Annotated in this window: 13 protein-coding genes; 4 read left to right on the top strand and 9 right to left on the bottom strand. The window is 70.6% G+C overall.

Features of this window, described 5'->3' with window-relative positions; genetic code table 11:
• Positions 1-295 precede the first annotated feature (295 nt).
• Entirely contained in the window at positions 296-676 is a 381-nt protein-coding gene (locus OG852_RS30850) for a hypothetical protein (protein ID WP_330349635.1), read from the bottom strand.
• Between the two features lie 351 nt (positions 677-1,027).
• Between OG852_RS30850 and OG852_RS30855 the strand changes: the two genes are divergently transcribed.
• The 3 genes from OG852_RS30855 (at position 1,028) to OG852_RS30865 (ending at position 2,636) form a co-directional block, all read left to right on the top strand.
• Positions 1,028-1,555, top strand: a complete 528-nt coding sequence (locus OG852_RS30855; protein WP_133911316.1) for a universal stress protein — start codon at positions 1,028-1,030, stop codon at positions 1,553-1,555.
• A gap of 140 nt (positions 1,556-1,695) precedes the next feature.
• A complete protein-coding gene (locus tag OG852_RS30860; RefSeq protein ID WP_330349636.1) occupies positions 1,696-2,259 on the top strand; it encodes a GPR1/FUN34/YaaH family transporter in 564 nt (187 codons plus the stop codon).
• 110 nt (positions 2,260-2,369) lie between these two features.
• Positions 2,370-2,636 (top strand): hypothetical protein, encoded by a 267-nt coding sequence (locus OG852_RS30865; protein ID WP_330349637.1) that lies wholly within the window; start codon positions 2,370-2,372, stop codon positions 2,634-2,636.
• On the opposite strand, the gene glmS is transcribed toward OG852_RS30865, so the two are convergent.
• Positions 2,564-4,381, bottom strand: a complete 1,818-nt coding sequence (glmS, locus tag OG852_RS30870) for a glutamine--fructose-6-phosphate transaminase (isomerizing) (protein ID WP_330349638.1) — start codon at positions 4,379-4,381, stop codon at positions 2,564-2,566. The genes OG852_RS30865 and glmS overlap by 73 nt on opposite strands.
• A gap of 37 nt (positions 4,382-4,418) precedes the next feature.
• Positions 4,419-4,676: a hypothetical protein gene (locus tag OG852_RS30875; protein ID WP_330351528.1), complete on the bottom strand. Its 258-nt coding sequence runs from the start codon at positions 4,674-4,676 to the stop codon at positions 4,419-4,421.
• 186 nt (positions 4,677-4,862) lie between these two features.
• Between OG852_RS30875 and OG852_RS30880 the strand changes: the two genes are divergently transcribed.
• Entirely contained in the window at positions 4,863-6,425 is a 1,563-nt protein-coding gene (locus OG852_RS30880; RefSeq protein WP_133911320.1) for a purple acid phosphatase family protein, read from the top strand.
• 86 nt (positions 6,426-6,511) lie between these two features.
• On the opposite strand, the gene OG852_RS30885 is transcribed toward OG852_RS30880, so the two are convergent.
• From OG852_RS30885 to desA, 6 genes are all read right to left on the bottom strand, one after another.
• The gene (locus OG852_RS30885) at positions 6,512-7,405 is read right to left on the bottom strand and encodes a DUF4429 domain-containing protein (RefSeq protein WP_330349639.1); all 894 of its coding nucleotides are present in this window, start codon (positions 7,403-7,405) and stop codon (positions 6,512-6,514) included.
• A gap of 23 nt (positions 7,406-7,428) precedes the next feature.
• Positions 7,429-9,027: an RICIN domain-containing protein gene (locus tag OG852_RS30890; protein ID WP_330349640.1), complete on the bottom strand. Its 1,599-nt coding sequence runs from the start codon at positions 9,025-9,027 to the stop codon at positions 7,429-7,431.
• A gap of 135 nt (positions 9,028-9,162) precedes the next feature.
• On the bottom strand, positions 9,163-10,932 hold the full coding sequence (locus OG852_RS30895; protein WP_330349641.1) for an IucA/IucC family protein: 1,770 nt from the start codon (positions 10,930-10,932) through the stop codon (positions 9,163-9,165).
• A complete protein-coding gene (locus OG852_RS30900; RefSeq protein ID WP_330349642.1) occupies positions 10,929-11,462 on the bottom strand; it encodes a GNAT family N-acetyltransferase in 534 nt (177 codons plus the stop codon). Before OG852_RS30900 ends, OG852_RS30895 begins: the two co-directional genes overlap by 4 nt.
• Entirely contained in the window at positions 11,459-12,748 is a 1,290-nt protein-coding gene (locus OG852_RS30905) for a lysine N(6)-hydroxylase/L-ornithine N(5)-oxygenase family protein (protein ID WP_133911325.1), read from the bottom strand. Before OG852_RS30905 ends, OG852_RS30900 begins: the two co-directional genes overlap by 4 nt.
• A complete protein-coding gene (gene desA, locus OG852_RS30910; protein ID WP_330349643.1) occupies positions 12,732-14,174 on the bottom strand; it encodes a lysine decarboxylase DesA in 1,443 nt (480 codons plus the stop codon). The genes OG852_RS30905 and desA overlap by 17 nt, the downstream gene beginning before the upstream one ends.
• Between the last annotated feature and the right edge of the window lie 49 nt (positions 14,175-14,223).

Genomic DNA, 14,223 nt, shown 5'->3' on the forward strand with positions numbered 1-14,223 from the left:
GCCGTAGACAGTCAAGATCGAATCTACTGTGTCGCGCGACGCCGGAGTGGCCAGTTCAGCACCCGGCGGATTGTCGACTTGGCAACTTGGCGTGAAGCATTCGATCACGAAGCGTTGCACTCGTGGAGCGTGCAGGGAAGTGCGCCTCGTCGTAGTGGCCAATCCCCGTAGGGTGCGCAGGGCTCCCGAGGGCTTATACGCGCAGGTGGCACTGGGGGTGGGGGGTGGTTACGGCAAGGGATGCGCAGGGGGCGGAAGTTGGCTGAAAAGCACCGGTCCTGTGCGTGAAAACCGGTCAACCGGCCGGTGAGTTTCCCCCGGAGTGACGACCGCCACGATGTGACCCCGTTCCGGTGCGCTGATGGCGCCCCCGGTGGTGCGCCTGCGGCGCGTGTCCCCCGGCCCGGGCGCCCGCCCCCGCGCCCGGGACCGACCCGGCCTCCTCCTCGGCGAGCAGCCGGGCGGCGACCCGCTCCGACCGGCGCAGCAGCAGCCGGCAGACGGCCCTGACGGCGGCGAGACCGAGCGCGGTGCCGGCGGCGCCGGCGAGCGAGGTGCCGTACCAGAGGAGGACCACCGGGACGAGGACGCAGGAGAAGGCCGCCCAGCGGATCAGATCGGTGCTCGCGCGCTCGCCGCCGGAACGGGGGGCGGACGGCGTGCGCGAGGGCGGCATGGGGGCGGGCTCCCTTCCGGGGCGGGGGTGTACGGTGCGCCGGACGGTCCCGGCGCACGGTGCTCAACGCCGGCGGGCGCGGTCGGTCACGCGGAGCCCGGACGAGCCCGCGCCGGTCGGCCACGGGTAAGTGAATCCTGTGCAAACCGCCTGTACGGGGCAGCAACCATTGCGTTACGGGCGCCCCCTCGTGCATGCTCCCTGGAACCCCCACCGAGGGTGCTCGGGGTCTGGGCGTAGGAGGAGTGGCGCCGTACCCTTGGGGGTATGGGGTTGGGAAGACAATTCCCGGACACAGCTCCGACGCTCATGCCGTCCAACCCATACAAGGATCGATACGCCGAGACAGCCATGGCCGGTCACGAATTCTTCGAACCCGCGGACCGCAAGCGGCCCGTCGCCGACCCCACGGCGGCCGAGCCCCTGGCGGCGGAAGAAGCACGCCCCACCTGCGATCCCGCCTTCAAGCACGGCGTGGTCGTCGGCTTCGACGGCTCCACCTCCAGTGAGCGCGCCCTCGCGTACGCGATCGGCATGGCCCACCGCTCCCGCGCGGGCCTGATCATCGTCCATGTCGCCAACCGGCTGCCCACGACCGTGTGGGCGGGCTGCGAGCCGCCGGTCTTCGTCGACGTCCCGGACCACCGCACGGAGGTCCTCGGGCTCGAGCTCGCCTGCGCCGACTACCTCGCCGAGGTGCCGTGGATCCTGGTCGAGCGCGGCGGTGACATCTGCCACGAACTCGAAGAGGTCGGACGGGAGTACGAGGCGGACGCGATCGTCGTGGGCTCGACGCACGGCATCGTGGGCCGGATCTTCGGCTCCGTCGCCGGCCGGCTCGCCAAGCGGGCGAAGCGGCCCGTCATCGTGATCCCGTAGGTCACGCCCGCCCCTCTGGAACCCCCTGTGCGCACTGCTGCGCGGCGTCCGAATTCCCCTGGTCCCACAGGTGTTTGTGCCCTTGTGAAGGGCATATATCGGTCACCGCGCATCGCATCACCGCATGAAGGGAGCCCGCCGTGGACAATGACGTCTCCGCGGGAAGCACCACCACGATCGTCGGCCGACTCGCCCTGGGCATCACCCTGTTGGCGTTCGGACTCGGGTACACCGACCTGATCGACGGCGTGACGGCGGCGGACGCCGTGACCATCGCTCACTACATCGGCGGCGTCGCCCTGTTCGTCGCCGGCCTGCTGGCCCTCCGAGACCGCGACACGGCGGGCGGTACGGCCTTCACCGTTCTCGGCGCGTTCTGGTTCACCTGGGCCGTCTCCGCCGGCTCCGGGGCCTCCGACAACGCCGCCGGACTCTTCCTGCTCCTGTTCGCCCTCGTGGTGCTCTCCCTGGCCGCGGCGGGCGGGGACCAACTCACCCGGGGGACCTACGGGTTGTTCCTGGTGGCGCTCGTCCTGATGGCGGTCGCCGCGTTCGCCGGCAACGACTCGCTCACCAAGGTGGGCGGCTGGTTCGCCGTCGCGGCGGGGGCGGTCGCCTGGTACGCCGCCACGGCGGCGATGGCCCACTGGCCCACCGTGCTCCCGCGACGGGCTGCCGGCCGCGGTGTGACGGCCGCAGGCTGAAACGGCAGCCGACGCCGGGGAGTTCGGGCAGCCCCCCGGCCGACCGGGCGGACCCCCGCGACCGTTGACGTCGCGCGGGGTCCGTTCCCTGTTCCCCGCCTGGAGTTCACTTGCCAAAGGCGCTGCGCGACGCGCCCCCGCGGACGCTGACCTCGCAGTTCGACCCGCTCGGCTACGACTGCCGCTGGGGCACCGAGGCCGACGGCACCCTGGTCACCCGGGGCGCCGCAGCCGATCGCACCATGGAGAACGCGCCGGGCGCGATCCCTCACGCCCGGCGCGCCGCTTCCCGTACCGTCGCCTGCTACTCGACCGTGACCGACTTCGCCAGGTTGCGCGGCTTGTCGATGTCGCGGCCCAGGGCCTTCGCCGTGTAGTAGGCGAGGAGCTGGAGCGGGATGCCCATCAGGATCGGGTCCAGCTCGTCCTCGTTCTTCGGGACGACGATCGTGCGGTCGGCCTTCTCCTGCTCCTGGTGCGCCACGGCGACGATCCGGCCGCTGCGGGCCTTGATCTCCTCCAGCGCGGCGCGGTTCTTCTCCAGCAGGTCGTCGTCGGGGACGATCGCGACCGTCGGCAGGGCGGGCTCGATCAGGGCGAGCGGGCCGTGCTTGAGCTCGGAGGCCGGGTAGGCCTCGGCGTGGATGTAGGAGACCTCCTTGAGCTTCAGGGAGGCCTCACGGGCCACCGGGTAGCCCCGGACACGGCCGATGAAGAGCATGGAGCGGGCGTCGGCGAACTCCTCGGCCAGCTTCTTGATCTCCTCCTCGCGGGAGAGGATCTCCGCGATCTGCCCGGGCAGCTTGCGCAGCCCCTCGATGATCCGCTTGCCGTCGCGGACCGAGAGGTCGCGGGTGCGGCCGAGGTGCAGGGCGAGGAGGGCGAAGGCCACCGTCATGTTGGTGAAGCACTTGGTGGAGACGACGCAGACCTCGGGGCCGGCGTGGACGTAGATACCGGCGTCCGCCTCGCGGGCGATCGCCGAGCCGACCACGTTCACGACGCCGAAGACCCGCGCGCCCTTGCGCTTCAGCTCCTGGACGGCCGCCAGCACGTCGTACGTCTCGCCGGACTGGGAGACGGCCACGTACAGGGTGTCGGGGTCGACGACCGCGTTGCGGTAGCGGAACTCGGAGGCCGGCTCGGCGTCGGCGGGGATACGGGCCAGCTCCTCGATCATCTGGGCGCCGATCATGCCCGCGTGGTACGAGGTGCCGCAGCCGAGGATCTTCACCCGGCGGATCTGGCGCGCCTCCCGCGCGTCCAGGTTGAGGCCGCCGAGGTGCACGGTGGAGAACCGGTCGTCGATGCGGCCGCGCAGCACACGGTCCACCGCGTCGGCCTGCTCGTGGATCTCCTTGTGCATGTAGGTGTCGTGGCCGCCCATGTCGTAGGAGGCGGCCTCCCACTCCACGGTGGTGGGCTCGGCCGTGGTGCGGGTGCCCTCCGTGGTGTAGGTGCGGAAGTCGTCGGCCTTGAGGGTGGCCATCTCGCCGTCGTCCAGCGTGACTATCTGACGGGTGTGGGTGACCAGCGCGGCGATGTCCGACGCGACGAACATCTCCTTCTCGCCGATGCCGAGGACGACGGGGGAGCCGTTGCGGGCGACGACGATACGGTCCGGGAAGTCGGCGTGCATGACGGCGATGCCGTAGGTGCCCTCGACGACCCTGAGGGCCTGGCGGACCTTCTCCTCCAGGGTCTCCGCCTGGGACCGGGCGATGAGGTGGGTGAGGACCTCGGTGTCGGTCTCGGAGAGGAACTCGACGCCGTCCGCCTCCAGCTTGCGGCGCAGGTCGGACGCGTTGTCGATGATGCCGTTGTGGACGACGGCGACCTTGCTGTCGGCCGACATGTGCGGGTGGGCGTTCACGTCGGAGGGGGCGCCGTGGGTGGCCCAGCGGGTGTGGGCGATGCCGGTGGTGCCCTTGAAGCGCGCCGGGACCCTGGCCTCCAGGTCCCGGACCCGGCCCTTGGCCTTGACCATCTTCAGACCGGCCGTCTTCGGCGAGGTCACGACGATGCCGGCCGAGTCGTAGCCGCGGTACTCCAGCCGCTGCAGGCCCTCGAGCAGCAGCGGGGCCACGTCACGCTTCCCGATGTATCCGACGATTCCGCACATATAAGAGGTATCCCCAAGCTGTTTTGTGTAGCTGTTTTCACCCGTAGACGATGCGCCGCAGCTGCCGGATGGACAGCTCCGGCGGCGCGACCGCCCGGTACTGAAGGTCCGCCGCGACCCGTTCGAAGATCTCCGCGTTCACCAGGCCCTCGGCCTGGAGCTCGCGGTGGCGGCGACGGACGTAGTCCTCGGTCGTCTCGTCGAAGAAGGCGAGCACGTCCTGGATCACCCGCAGCGCCTCGCCCCGCTGGAGGGGCGTGGACCGCGTCAGATGATCAACCAGTTCGTCGTGCACCCGGTAGATCCTGAGGTACGCGAGCGGGTTTCGCAAGAAACCTGCCCGATTTCGGGCAGGGCCCTGTTAAGCGACCTTGGGGGAACCTTGAATGTGTTATGAGCGCCTGTTCGTGAACCGTCCATGTGGCGTCTTGCGGTCCGTCGCCCGGGGCGACGACTTTCAGACGTCATGGACACTCCTCGCATGGGCGTACCCGACCAGCTCGCCGAGCGCATGAGCATGGCCGAGCAGCACGAGTACCTGCGCGCACGATTCTCCCGGCGCACGATGATCAGGGGTGGCGCGGTCACCCTGGGCGCCGTCACCGGTGGCGCGTTCGTGACCGGGGCCACGGCCCAGGCCGCCGTTCCCACGCAGCCCCTCTCGCACACCGAGCAGGTCGACGGCTCGCTCGTCGCCCCCTTCGGCCGTCACCTCGCCTGGGGCAACGACCCCCGCACGGAGATCACCGTCTCCTGGCAGGTCCCCGTCGCGGTGAAGAAGCCCTTCATCCGCATCGGCGCCCACCCCTGGGACCTCTCCCGCAAGATCGAGGCCGAGGTCCGCACCCTCTACACCCCGGCCGGTGTCGGCGCGTCCGGCGACCACAACCAGTACTACCTGCACGCCAAGCTCACCCACCTGCGCCCCGGCAAGACCTACTACTACGGCGTCGGGCACGCCGGCTTCGACCCGGCCGAGCCGCACCTGCTGGGCACCCTGGGCACCTTCACCACCGCCCCCGCCCACAAGGCGCCGTTCACCTTCACCGCGTTCGGCGACGAGGGTGTCGGCTACCACGGCCTGGCCAACAACAGCCTCCTCCTCGGCCAGAACCCGGCCTTCCACCTGCACGCCGGCGACATCGCCTACGCCGACCCGGCCGGCCAGGGCAAGACCGCCGACACCGGCTTCGACTCCCGCATCTGGGACCAGTTCCTCGCCCAGACCGAGTCCGTCGCCAAGTCCGTGCCGTGGATGGTGTCGTTCGGCAACCACGACATGGAGGCCTGGTACTCGCCGAACGGCTACGGCGGCGAGGAAGCCCGCTGGAACCTCCCGGACAACGGCCCCGACAAGAAGAACCTGCCGGGCGTCTACTCCTTCGTCTACGGCAACACCGCGGTCATCTCGCTGGACCCCAACGACGTCTCCTTCGAGATCCCGGCCAACCTCGGCATCTCCGGCGGCACCCAGACCACGTGGTTCGAGGCGCAGCTCAAGAAGTTCCGCGCGTCGAAGGACATCGACTTCGTCGTCGTGTTCTTCCACCACTGCGCCTACTGCACCTCCACCGCCCACGCCTCCGAGGGCGGCGTGCGACAGGAGTGGGTGCCGCTGTTCGACAAGTACCAGGTGGACCTGGTCATCAACGGCCACAACCACCAGTACGAGCGCACCGACGTGATCAAGGGCGACACGGTCACCAAGAAGCTCCCGATCGGCGGCACGGCGTACCCCGAGACCGAGGGTGTCGTCTACGTCACGGCGGGCGCGGCCGGCCGCAGCCTGTACGCGTTCACCGCCCCCGACTCCTACGAGGGCCACCTCAACGAGGTCGACTCGGTGGCGTCCTTCGTCAACACCAAGGACGGCAAGGTCAACGAGACCGTCACCTGGTCCCGCGTCCGCTACCTGAACTACTCCTTCCTGCGCGTGGACGTCACCCCCGCCCCGAAGGGCCACTACACCACCCTGACGGTCCAGGGCATCGCCGAGACCGGCGACCGCATCGACCACTTCACCGTGGCCCGCAGGGCCAAGTAGCACGGCGGCAGGCGGGCCTAGGGGGTGTTTCGGTAGTCCCGCACAGCACCCGCGGCACAGGACTTCCGAAACACCCCCTAGCGGCGTCACAAGCGCCTGAGGACCGCCTGTTTGGCCAGGGCGAACTCGTCGTCCGTCAGCACGCCCTCCCGGTGCAGCTCACCGAGCTCGCGCAGCCGGCGCAGCAGCGCGTCGTGGTCGTCGCCGGCGGCCTGGGCGGGGATCTCCGGACCGGGGCCGGCGGGCGGCGCGGCGGGCCCTGCGGCGCTCTCGGGGGCGTGGGCCGGATGCGGCAGCCGGGCCTGCACGGCCGCCGCGACCAGGGCCATCAGCGGATCCTTCTTGAAGCCCCACAGCTCGACGGCGTTGGGGTCGTACTTCGGCGGCGCCTTCGTGGGCGCGTTGCGCACGGTGAACCGCAGATGGCCGTTCTCCAGGCCGACGGCCGGCTGCCACTCCACGCCCACCACGTCCTCGACCCGCAGGGTGCGGGGCCCCGCGGAGGCCTTCGCGTCCTCCGTCTTCCAGTTCCACTCCAGCCGTACGAGATCACCGTCGAAGCTCGCGGTGCCGTCCCCGGCGGAGAAGGACAGCGGCACGCCCGGCCCGGGCAGCAGATACGCGTCCACCGGACCCGACGGCACCCGGTCGAGGAGCAGCGCGTGCCGCACCTCGTCCACGAAGTACTCGGCGACCCCGTACCGGTCGGAGTCGACGAGCAACTGGTACGGGTCGTGCGGCTCGGTCAGCCGGCCGCCCGTCGCGTGCAGCAGCGGGTCGGCGCCGTCCCGCAGTCTGAGCCTCAGCCGTCCGCTCTTCCTGCCCTGCTCGAACGAGACCCCCGCCAACGCCCCCAGCGGGACCACGAGTTCACCCAGTTCCTTCCGCAGCAGCCCGACGCCCTTGTCCCGGCCCGGCGTCAGCCGCAGCGCGTCACCGTCGAAGACCCAGGTGCAGTCCTTCTGGAGGATTTCCGCCATGGGGTGATTCTGACACCGGGCCGTCACAGCCCCAACGCGTTCGCGCTCGCGTCGTCGACACCGCCGAGGGAGAAGTGAACCGCCTTGCCCGCGGCGGGAGTCGACCGCATCCGGACCTCCCCGGAGCGCACCCCGAGCGCGATGTCGGGGTTGTCCTGACAGACGAGGGCGAACGCGCTTCCGCCTGCCCGTTCCGCCAGGAACGCCTGGTCCTCCGGGAAGGGCGCGTCGGCCTGTTCGTTCGCGCACGGCCGCTGCTGCATCCCGTCGCCCGCGACCCGCTCGCCCGCGATGTCCAGACAGAGCCTCGACGCGACGTTCACCAGGGCCACCGCGCCGTCCTCCAGCGTCACCACCCGCCACCGCTGGTCCTCGCCGCCGTCGCACGCGGCCAGGACGGGATCGGGCGCGGGGACCGGGCCCCGGTCCTGGCCCGAGGCCGGGGAGGCGTCGGCGGCGGGGCCGGTGACACAGCGCCCGTTCGCCACACTCCTGAGGACGACCGGGGCGACGGAGGCAGCGGCGTCGGCGGTCGCGGAGGGGGACGGTGACCCGGCGTCCCCCGTGGCGCTCGTGTCCGGGGCGGCCTGCGGCTCGGCGCCCTCGGCGGGGTCGGAGCCCGACAACTGCCGGACGACGGCCGTGGTGAGGAGCGAGGTCAGGACCACGGTGAACGCCACCATCATCACCGACCGTCTCCGCCGACGGCCGGTCGGGCGCGAGGAGCCCCCCTGAGCCCCCTGAGCCCCCTGAGCCCCCTGAGGCTCCTCGGCCGTCGCGGACGACGCGGACGACGGGGTACGCGGCCCGGCCGAGGTCCCCGGTCCCGACGCCCGTCCCGCGGCCCGCCCCTCCGAGCGCCCCGCCGCCCGGCCCTTGCGGTAGGCGGCGCCGCCCCAGACCAGCACCTGGTCCACCAGCAGGCGTCGCGCCTCCTCCGCCTCGCCCGAGGCGAGCGTGCGCAGCAGCCGCAGATCGTGCGCGCAGAACCGGCAGACGTCCAGGTGCTGCCGGAGATCGGCGGGGGCCTCGCGGTGCGTACCGCGGGCGATGGCGCCGAGCATGCCGCCGTAGCGGACGCAGCGCGGGTCGGCGGTGCGGTCGGCCCGCACCCGCAGGAAGGTGTCGACCAGCCGGCCGCGGGCCGACTGCGCGAGGGACTCGGCGAACTCCTCGGTGGTGTTCAGCAGCCGGGCCGCCTGCGCCGACTCGCCCTCCTCGGCCAGGCACAGCCACAGCGCGGCCCGGGACTGGTCGGCGAGTTGCTCGAAGGCGGCCAGGAGCACCGAGCCGTACTCCACACGGCGCAGGGTGTCGACGGGGCCGAAGGTGTCGGCGGCCCGCCGCGACCAGGAGCGGAACTCCGGGCGCAACAGCGCCGAGCGTTCGTCGCGCAGCCAGCCGTGGGCGGTGCGCCGCACCTCGGCGAGGAGTGTGGTGCGCAGGGCGGGCCCCTGCTGCGGTGCGCCCCGGGCGAGCACCTGGGCCGCCAGGTCGGTGGCGTCGCGCGGCTTCGCGCAGAAGGCCTCCGCGTAGGCGTGGAGCGCCGGGGCGTGTTCCGGGAGGATCCCCGGCACGGGCCGCGGGTGGTGCGGGGCTTGCTGTGCGAGGTGCTCGGACATGGTCGGTCTCCCCGAAGGAGCGGGCACGGCAAGGTGAGGACCGTAGTGCCGCTCCCTGTGGGGGGTCTGTGGTTCCGGCCGGAGACACCGACGGGTTCCCCCGAGGACCGTACTCGGGGGAACCCGCCGGCTTGATCAGAACCCTGTGACGGGATTTTTCAGGGTGCCGATCAGCTGGAGGGCGCCCGAGGGGTCGGCCAGGTCCACCATCTGCTCGTTGTCGCGCAGCTGGAGCCGGTTGAGGCAGGACAGGGCGAACTCGGGGGCGAACAGGTCGTACTGGCGGAACCGGTCGGCGAGTTCGGGGTTCGCCTCCTGGTAGGAGCGGGTGACCTCGGCGACCGTGCGCCAGAAGTCGTCCTCCTCCAGGACCCCCTCGGCGGCGAGGTTCGCCGCGAGGAAGCGGAAGAAGCAGTCGAAGACGTCAGTGAAGATCGACAGCAGTTTCCTGTCCTCGGGCACCTCGACCCGGATCCGCCGCACCTCGGGCGGAAGCACCGCGTCCGGGTCGAGGACGGCGATCTCCTCGGCGATGTCCTTGTAGATCGCCCGCTGGACGACCCCGTCCCTCAGCACGAGGATCGTGTTCTCGCCGTGCGGCATGAACACCAGGTCGTAGGCGTAGAAGCTGTGCAGCAGCGGGGTGTAGTACGCCTCCAGGTAGTGGCGCAGCCACTCGGTCGGGGCGAGCCCCGACCGTTCGACGAGCGCGGCCGCCACCGACGTCCCCTCGTGGTCCACATGGACCAGGGACGCCATCGTCGCGAGCGACTCGCCGTCCTGGAGCGAGGGCACCGGGCTCTCCCGCCACAGTGCGGCGAGCATCTTGCGGTACGGCGAGTAGCGGTCCGTCGCCGCCTCGTACTCCAGGTGCCGGTAGCCCACGGCCGCCCGCTCCCGGATGATCGACAGACCGGTCGACTTCAGCACCGGGTCGTTCTCGATGAGCTGGGCCAGCCAGTCGTTGATCGCCGGCGTGGCCTCCATGTAGGCGGCGGAGAGGCCGCGCATGAAGCCCATGTTGAGGACGGACAGGGCCGTCTTGACGTAGTGCTTCCCGGGGTGCGAGGAGTTGAAGAAGGTCCGGATGGACTGCTGGGCCAGATACTCGTCGTCGCCCTCGCCCAGGCACACCAGGTTCTTCCGGGCGACCTCGGCGGCGAAGGTGACGGTGAGCTTGTTCCACCACTGCCAGGGGTGGACGGGGACGAGGAGGTAGTCGGCGGGGTCGAGGTGCTGGGCGCGCAGGATCCCCTCGAACCGCTCGACGGTCGCCGCGCCCAGCTCCTCGCGGAGGAAGCTCTCGTACTCGATGCCGACGCCCGCCGTGAAGGCCGCCCGGGAGCGGTGCGCGGCCAGCCACACCAGTCGGACCGGGCTCGCGGTCTCCGGGGCGTACGCCAGGTACTCGTGGACGCCGAAGCCGAGCCGCCCGTTGTTGGCGACGAAGCAGGGGTGCCCCTCGGTCATCCCGGTCTCGATGGCCTGGAAGCCGCTCACGATCAGCTCGGCCGACGTGACCTGCGGTTTGGTGAGCTTGTAGCAGGTGCTGGAGAGGGTGGAGGAGATCTCCTCCAGATAGACCGGCAGGATCGCGTCGCTCAGTCCGAGGGCCTGCCGGAGCTCGATGCAGAAGTCCAGTGCGTCGAGCGGGAGTTCGACGCCGTCGCGGGTGCGGGTGATCGAGTCGGCGTCCACCTGCCAGTGGTCGAGGGCCCGGCGGACGGCGGTGAAGCGGTAGGACGTCAGTCCGTCGTCGCTGCGGACGACGTACCGCCCGTCCCGCCCCTCGGGGGTGAGGAGCCGCTCGTGGGCGAACTCGGCGAGGGCCTTGCGGACGAGGAGGCGGTTGGCCCGCTCCCAGCGCTCGGGGGAGAGGTGGGCCACGGCGTCGGGGAGGCTCACGCGGCCACCCCCCGCGCGGTGAGGAACTGGTCCCGGGTGCAGAAGCTCAGCAGGGCCCTTTTCTCCGGCTTCTCGATCTCGCGTGCGGCGACGAAGCCGACGGCCTCGTTCAGGGCGTGGACCGCCGTGTTGGCGACGTCCGGCTCGACGACGACCCGGGAGGTGGCCGGGTCGTCGAAGAGGTGCGCCATCACGGCGGTGATGACGGCCCGGGTGAAGCCGTGCACGGGCGTGTCGGTCGCCGGGGTGAGGAAGTGCATGCCGACGTCGCCCGGCTGCGGCTCGTACAGCCCGACCAGCTCGCGGTGGACGGGGTCGTACTTCTCCATCAGGAAGACCGGTGTGCCGTCCTCGTCGAGGCCCAGCAGGGCGTGGTGGTGCGGGTCGGCGGCGATCTCCATGTAGGCGCGCTCGACGTCCACCAGCGAGGCGTCCTGCATCATCCAGTAGGCCGCTTTGGGGTGCGTCACCCAGGAGTGCAGCAGCTCGGCGTCCCGCAGGGGGTCGAGCGGACGGAAGGTGAAGGTCATACGGCGAACTCCTGGAACGCGATGGTCTTCTCGACCGGGTAGTACTCGCTGCCGAGCAGCTCACGGATGATGGAGCTGTTGCGGTACGGGCCCATGCCGAGGTCGGGGGACGTGACGGAGTGCGTGTGCACGCCGGCGTTCTGCAGGAACACGCCCCGGCCGGTGGTGTCGATGGCGTAGTTGCGGGCCACGTCGAAGCGGCCGTGCTCGTCGAAGCGGAGGCGGTCGCGGATGGGCGCCAGGAAGGCGGGCGGCTCGTAGTGGTAGCCGGTGGCCAGCACCAGGCCCTCGGTGGTGATCTCGTAGTCCTTGCCCTGCTCGTCCTGGCGGAAGCCGAGCCGGTAGACGCCGTCCTCGTAACGGGCGCTGCCCAGTGTGGAGTTGGTGAGCAGCCGGGTGGGGACCGGCCGGTCGCCGTGCTCGACGTCCTTCTGGTACAGCAGGTCGAAGATCGAGTCGATCAGATCCGAGTTGATGCCCTTGAACAGGCCCTTCTGCTGCTTCTCCAGCCGGTAGCGGGTCTCCTCGGGCAGCGCGCGGAAGTAGTCGATGTAGTCCGGGGACGTCATCTCCAGGGTCAGCTTGGTGTACTCCAGCGGGAAGAACCGCGGGGAGCGGGTGACCCAGTTGAGCTGGTAGCCGTGGACGTCGATCTCGGCGAGCAGCTCGTGGTAGATCTCGGCGGCGCTCTGTCCGCTGCCGACGATCGTGATGGACTTCTTCGACTGGAGCTCGGCCTTGCGCCGCATGTACTCGGCGTTGTGGAACAGCCCGCCCGCAAGGCCCCGGCAGACCTCGGGGACGTACGGGGTGGTGCCGGTGCCGAGGACCAGCCGGCGGGCGCGGAACACGTCCCCGTCCGTGGTCCGTACCGCGTACAGGGCGTCGCTCTCGTCGTACGTCACCTCGGCGACGGTCGTCGAGAAGCGCACGCTGCTCAGCTTTCCGGCGGCCCAGCGGCAGTAGTCGTCGTACTCGACGCGCAGCGGGTAGAAGTTCTCGCGGATGTAGAACTGGTAGAGCCGCCCCTTCTCCTTCAGGTAGTTGAGGAAGGAGTACGGCGAGGTCGGGTCGGCCAGGGTGACCAGGTCCGACATGAACGGCGTCTGGAGATGGGCGCCGTCGAGGAACATGCCGGCGTGCCACTCGAAGTCGGGCTTGGACTCCAGGAAGACGCCGTCGAGCGCGTCGATCGGCTCGGTGAGGCAGGCGAGGCCGAGGTTGAAGGGGCCGAGCCCGATGCCGACGAAGTCGTAGGCGCGGCTGGCTTCAGGAAGCGCGGTCAAGGGACTCTCCCAGGTACTGCTCGGCATGGCCGGCGATCAGGTCGAGGACGGCGGTGATGTCGGCCGCGGTCGTCTCGGGGTTGAGCAGGGTGAACTTCAGGTAGTGGCGGCCCGCGACCTTGGTGCCCGCGACCACGGCGTCCCCGGAGGCGAACAGGGCCTTGCGGGCGTAGAGGTTGGCGCGGTCGATCTCGGCCGGGTCGGTCACGGCCTGCGGGATGTAGCGGAAGACCAGGGTGGACAGCGACGGCTGCACGACGACGTCGAAGCGCGGGTCGGCGGCCAGCAGGCCCCAGCCCTCGACGGCCAGGTCGCACACCTCGTCGAAGAGCTGTCCGACGCCGTCGGCGCCCATGGTGCGCAGGGTCATCCAGAGCTTGAGCGCGTCGAACCGGCGGGTGGTCTGCAGGGACTTGTCCACCTGGTTGGGGATACGTTCCTGCACCATCCGGCGCGGGTTCAGGTACTCGGCGTGGTAGGTGGCGTGCCGCAGCGTGGCCGCGTCCCGGACCAGCACGGCGGAGGAACTCACCGGCTGGAAGAAGGACTTGTGGTAGTCGACGGTGACGGAGTCGGCGCGCTCGATGCCGTCGATGCGGTGCCGGTACTTCAGGGAGGCGAGCAGTCCGCAGCCGTAGGCGGCGTCGACGTGCATCCAGGCGCCGTACTGCGAGCAGAGCTCGGCGATCTCGGGCAGCGGGTCGATGGAGCCGAAGTCGGTGGTGCCGGCGGTGGCGACGACGGCCATGGGGACGAGACCGGCCTTCTTGCAGCGCTCCAGCTCATGGGCGAGCGCGACGGTCTGCATCCGCTTGTCGTGGCCGACGGGGACCGACACGACCGCGTCCTGCCCCAGGCCCAGCAGTTTCGCGGACTTCTTCACGCTGAAGTGGCTGACCTCGGAGGCGAAGATCCGCAGTTTCGCGAGCGAGTCGCTCTTGGCCTCCTCCCGGGCGAGCAGCAGCGCCTGGAGATTGCTCTGTGTGCCACCGGAGGTGAACACCCCGTCGGCGGCCGGGCCGAGGCCGATGCGCTCGGTCGTCCAGTCGATCAGTTTCCGCTCGATCAGCGTGCCGCCCGCCGACTGGTCCCAGGTGTCCAGGGAGGAGTTGACGGCGGAGAGGACGGCCTCGCCGAGGACGGCCGGGATGACGACCGGGCAGTTGAGGTGGGCGAGGTAGCGCGGGTGGTGGAAGTAGATCGCGTCGCGGAGGTAGACCTCCTCCAGCTCGTCGAGCACCGCGGCGGTGTCGTACAGGGGCCGGTCGAGGTCGATGCCGTCGATGCGGGGGGTGAGAGCGTCGACCGTGACACCGGTGAACGGACGGTCGGTGGCGGCGAGTTTGGCGGCCACCCGCTCGACTCCTTCGGTCACGGAGCGGCGGTACTGCTCCGCGGTGGTGTCGTTGAGCAGGTGCGAGCGCATGGGGAGCCTTCCGGGGGTGGGGGCGGGTCCGCTGCGGGACGGACAGAGG

This window comes from Streptomyces sp. NBC_00582, from assembly GCF_036345155.1.
In the GTDB taxonomy this organism is placed as follows: domain Bacteria; phylum Actinomycetota; class Actinomycetes; order Streptomycetales; family Streptomycetaceae; genus Streptomyces.

Coding starts and splice junctions, on each gene's coding strand:
- OG852_RS30880 (WP_133911320.1), top strand. CDS start 4,863: ATGGGCGTACCCGACCAGCTCGCCGAGCGCATGAGCATGGCCGAGCAG.
- OG852_RS30855 (WP_133911316.1), top strand. CDS start 1,028: ATGGCCGGTCACGAATTCTTCGAACCCGCGGACCGCAAGCGGCCCGTC.
- OG852_RS30890 (WP_330349640.1), bottom strand. CDS start 9,027: ATGTCCGAGCACCTCGCACAGCAAGCCCCGCACCACCCGCGGCCCGTG.
- OG852_RS30885 (WP_330349639.1), bottom strand. CDS start 7,405: ATGGCGGAAATCCTCCAGAAGGACTGCACCTGGGTCTTCGACGGTGAC.
- desA (WP_330349643.1), bottom strand. CDS start 14,174: ATGCGCTCGCACCTGCTCAACGACACCACCGCGGAGCAGTACCGCCGC.
- OG852_RS30900 (WP_330349642.1), bottom strand. CDS start 11,462: ATGACCTTCACCTTCCGTCCGCTCGACCCCCTGCGGGACGCCGAGCTG.
- glmS (WP_330349638.1), bottom strand. CDS start 4,381: ATGTGCGGAATCGTCGGATACATCGGGAAGCGTGACGTGGCCCCGCTG.
- OG852_RS30850 (WP_330349635.1), bottom strand. CDS start 676: ATGCCGCCCTCGCGCACGCCGTCCGCCCCCCGTTCCGGCGGCGAGCGC.